This is a genomic window from Nakamurella sp. (assembly GCF_048594475.1).
Lineage (GTDB): Bacteria > Actinomycetota > Actinomycetes > Mycobacteriales > Nakamurellaceae > Nakamurella.
On the sequence record NZ_JBMDXT010000112.1, the window covers coordinates 1 to 4,130 of the forward strand.

Below are 4,130 nucleotides of genomic sequence, written 5' to 3' on the forward strand. Positions count from 1 at the left end.
GCCGGCCCGGCCGATCGCGCCGGCCGGGCCGCCACCGCCAGCCACGATCGAGAAAGCCGGCAGCAGCATGCTTTCCGGGGCCCTGGCGGCGCTGGCCGGGCTGGGCGGCCTGCTGCTCGTGGCCGCCACCGTCCACCTGACCCAGGGCACGTCCGGGGTCGGGCTCGGTGAGCTGTGGGCACTGCTCGGCGGGGGAGACGGAGCCGCGGCCGGTACCCGGGAGATCCTGGTCGGCTCGCGCATCCCGCGGCTGGCCGCCGGCATCGCGGTGGGCGTCGCGCTCGGCGTCGCGGGGGCCCTGCTCCAGTCGTTGACCCGCAACGCGCTGGCCGCGCCGGACACGCTCGCGGTGACCGCCGGCTCGTACCTGGCGGTGGTGGCGGTCGCCGCCTTCGGCCTGTCCGTGCCGTTGTGGGCGTCCGGTGCGGTGGCCTTCGCCGGCGGACTGGCGGCGGCCGTCCTGGTGCTCGGCCTGTCCGGGGCGGGCACGTCGACCACCCGCATCCTGCTGGCCGGGTCGGCGGTCGCGCTGGCCCTGCAGGCGGCCACCGCGACCCTGCTCATCCTGTTCAGCCAGAACACCACCAGCCTGTTCGCCTGGGGATCGGGGTCGCTGAGCCAGCTCGGTCTGACCGCCTTCCTGCACGTCGCCCCGGTGGTGCTCGCGGCCCTGGGGCTCGCCCTGCTGCTGTCCCGCCGCCTGGATCTGATGGCCCTGGGTGACGACACCGCCGCCGTGCTCGGGGTACCGGTGCGGTCCACCCGGATCCTGGGCATCGGGCTCGCCGTCCTGCTGACCGCGGCCGCGGTCACCCTGGCCGGGCCGATCGGCTTCGTCGGGTTGTGTGCCCCGGTCGTCGTGCGATTGCTGGGCCGGTTCGTGCCGGCGCTGAACCGGCATGCCGTCCTCCTCCCGGCCGCCGGGCTGGTCGGCGCATTGCTGGTGATCCTGGCCGACGTGCTCGTGCGGGCCCTGCTGGGCGCCGAGGCCGGCATCGCCATCCCCACCGGGGTGGTCACCACCATCGCCGGGGCCGTCGTGCTGGTGCTGCTCGCGCGGCGGCTCCCCGACGCCGGGCCGACCCGCCGGCCGGCCGCGGCCGGGGTCGGGGTCCGCAGTCGCCGCCGGTTCCTGCTGGTGGTGCTGGCTGCCGCGATCCTGGCCGCCGGCACCCTGGTGCTGGGGCTGCTGGTCGGCAACACCCTGCTGCGCACCGGCGACATCGTCCTGTGGCTCCGTGGGCAGGGCCCGCCGCTGGTGCGCTTCGCGCTCGACGAGCGGGCGCCCCGGGTGGTCGCCGCGATGGTCGCCGGCGGAGCGATCGCGCTGGCCGGCACGCTCACCCAGGCGAGCAGCCGCAACCCCCGGGCCGAACCGGGCCTGCTCGGCATCACCGCGGGGGCCGGTCTGGGCGCGGTCGTGGTGGTCACCGCCGGCGCGTTCGGCACCGAGGGATCGTCCGGCGGGGCCGTCCTGACGGCGGCCATGATCGGCGCGCTGCTGGCCTTCGGCGTCGTCTACGGGCTGAGCTGGCGCGGCGGGCTCAACGCCGACCGGCTCGTGCTCGTCGGCATCGGCGTCTGGTACGGCGCGTCGGCCCTGACCACCCTGCTGTTGCTGCGGTCGAACGCGTGGGACACCCCACGGCTGTACACGTGGCTCTCCGGCACTACGTACGGGCGGTCGTTCGAGCAGATCGGGCCGGTCGCGTGCGCGCTGGCCGTCGGGCTGCCGCTGGCGTTCGGGCTGCGCCGCGAGCTGGATCTGCTCGCGCTGGACGAGGACACCCCGCGCCTGGTCGGCGTCCGGCTGGAGCCGGTACGGCTGACCGTGCTGGGACTGGCGGCGGTGCTGGCCGCGACGTCGGTCGCGGCGGTCGGGGTCGTCGGCTTCCTCGGTCTGGTCGCCCCGCACGTCGCCCGGGCCCTGGTCGGCGGCCGGCACGGGCGGGTGATCCCGGTGGCCGTGCTGCTGGGGGCCGTGCTGCTCGGGCTGGCCGACACCGCCGGCCGGTGGGTGATCGCCCCCGCCCAGATACCCGCCGGGCTTGCCGTCGCCCTGCTCGGGGCGCCCTACTTCGTGTACCTGCTGGCCCGGACCCGGGCCCGAACCTGAATCCGGAGAAGGAGTTCCGACCCATGATCCCCCTGGTGGTGCTGGCCACGGTCGACCCGGTGCTGCGTGACGCGGCGGTCTTCTCGCTGCTCACCGACCTGCCCGGAACCGGCTTCGTGCGTCAGGACATGGACCCGCTGACCCGCACGGTGCGCCGGGTCGCCGGCGATGCGGACGGGCTGGTCGACGACGTCACCGAACCGGCCGCGCACGGTTGCCCCGGCTGCGTGCAACGGGAGAACCTGCGGCCGGCGATGGAGGCGATGGTCGGCCGGGCGCGGTGGGCGCGGATCGTGCTGGCCCTGCCGGTCGCCGCGGCGACCGCGCCGGCCGGCCGGCCGCGGGCCGCTCCCGCGCTCCGGCGCCGGCTGGGCGTCGACCTGGCCACGGTGGTGTGCCTGGTCGACGTCGACCGGGTCGAGCACGACCTGATGGGCGGGGATCTGCTGGCCGACCGCGGCCTCGGGCTGACCGCGGGCGACGGCCGGGCGGTCGGCGAGGTGCTGGCCGCCCAGCTGGCCCACGCCGACGTCGTGCTGACGACCGGTTCGAGCCCGGCCGGGCTCACCCTGGTCAACCACCTGCGGGGCCGGCGGAGCAGCCGGCGGGACCTGTTCGCCGCCGACGCCCGCGAGCTGTTCACCGCCCGGCACAGCGCCGGCCACGCCGCGGCCCGGATCGACCCGTACTGGCTGTCCCGGTCGACCACACCGGACGCCCACGGCGTCTGGACGCTGGACCTGGTCAGCGAACGGCCGGTGCACCCGCAGCGGTTCCTGGATCGGCTGCCGGATCTGGCCGGTGGACGGGTCCGGACCCGCGGCCGCTTCCGGGTGCCCACCCGCCCGGACCGGCTCGGCGTGCTGGACGGCACCGGGGGACACCTGTCGATCGGCGATGCGGGCCGGCCCGCCGCCCCGCTGGCCACCCGCATGGTGATCACCGGCATCGGTGCCCACACCGGGGACCGGCGCCGCGCGTTCACCGACATCCTGCTCACCGACCGGGAAATGGAGTCCGATCGGGACTGGTCGACGGTGGACGACGGCCTGGACGACTGGCTCGGCGGCCGGTAGCCGCCGCCGGCAAGCCGGACGGGAACCACCGCCCGGCCCGCCGCCACCGGGCCGTCAGCCCGCCTGCGGCCGGCGGCGTCGGCCGAGCAGCAGCAGCGCGCCCGCGGCGATCAACAGCATCGACAGGCCGAGCGCGAGCCCGAGCGGGGCCCCGGTGAAGGCCAGGCCTGCGGCCGCGATCGGCGCGCCCCCCACGACGTCCGCCGATGCGCCGCGGACCGGGCGGTCGGCCGCCGCGCCGGGCCGCAGGGACCGCCCCGGCAGGGACGGCCGCAGCAGGGCGGGCTGCAGCAGGGCCGCGGCCGCGGTGACGGCGGGGACGCCGATGACCGAATCGCCGGGCGGGCCGGGGTCGGTCGGGGTGCCCGGCTCGGTCGGCTCGGTCGGCTCGGTCGGGTCGGTCGGGGTGCCGGGCTCGGTCGGCGGTCCCGGGTTCACGGGCGTCGAACCGCAGGCGGTCCCGGTGTCGCCGGCGAGGCCGGCGCCGATGCCGAAGACGGTGACCGGAGCGGCGATCGGGCCGGCCGGCGCGTCCGGACCCGTGCAGCCGGACTGCGCGTTTCCGCCGGCGCCGGCGCCGATCCCGCAGACGGTGACCGGGGCGGTGAGCAGCGGCTCGCCCGCCGTCGGCGCGCTGCCGGTGGGTGCCGGGGTCTCACACCGGGCCTCGGCCTGGCCGAGAAGGCCGGCGCCGATGCCGCAGACGGTCACCGGAGCGGCGATCGGGCCGGCCGGGGCGTCCGGAGCCGTGCAGCCGGACTGCGCGTTTCCGCCGACGCCGGCGCCGATCCCGCAGACGGTGACCGGGGCGGTGAGCAGCGGTTCCGGCGCATCCGATGCGTCGGCGGCGGGCGCCGGGGCGGCGTCACAACCGCCGGCGGCATCACCGAGCACCCCGACCCCCACGCCGCAGACGGTGATCGGTGCGGAGATCACCG

2 protein-coding genes and 1 pseudogene are annotated in these 4,130 nt (G+C 77.2%); 2 read left to right on the forward strand and 1 reads right to left on the reverse strand.

The window, feature by feature from the left end:
- Positions 1-13 precede the first annotated feature (13 nt).
- Together ACOJUF_RS05915 and ACOJUF_RS05920 are read left to right on the forward strand one after the other, a co-directional pair.
- Positions 14-2,116, forward strand: coding sequence for an iron ABC transporter permease (locus ACOJUF_RS05915; RefSeq protein ID WP_420120939.1), 2,103 nt, complete (start codon positions 14-16; stop codon positions 2,114-2,116).
- 23 nt (positions 2,117-2,139) lie between these two features.
- Positions 2,140-3,192 carry a GTP-binding protein gene (locus tag ACOJUF_RS05920; RefSeq protein WP_420120938.1) on the forward strand — a complete coding sequence of 351 codons (1,053 nt, stop codon included), beginning with the start codon at positions 2,140-2,142 and terminating at the stop codon, positions 3,190-3,192.
- Between the two features lie 54 nt (positions 3,193-3,246).
- Here the strand turns inward: ACOJUF_RS05920 and ACOJUF_RS05925 are convergent.
- Positions 3,247-4,130 (reverse strand): annotated as a pseudogene (locus ACOJUF_RS05925) (hypothetical protein); the annotation flags it as partial.

Excerpts from the sequence above, each read along its gene's own strand:
- ACOJUF_RS05920 (WP_420120938.1), top strand. The coding sequence starts at position 2,140 with ATGATCCCCCTGGTGGTGCTGGCCACGGTCGACCCGGTGCTGCGTGAC.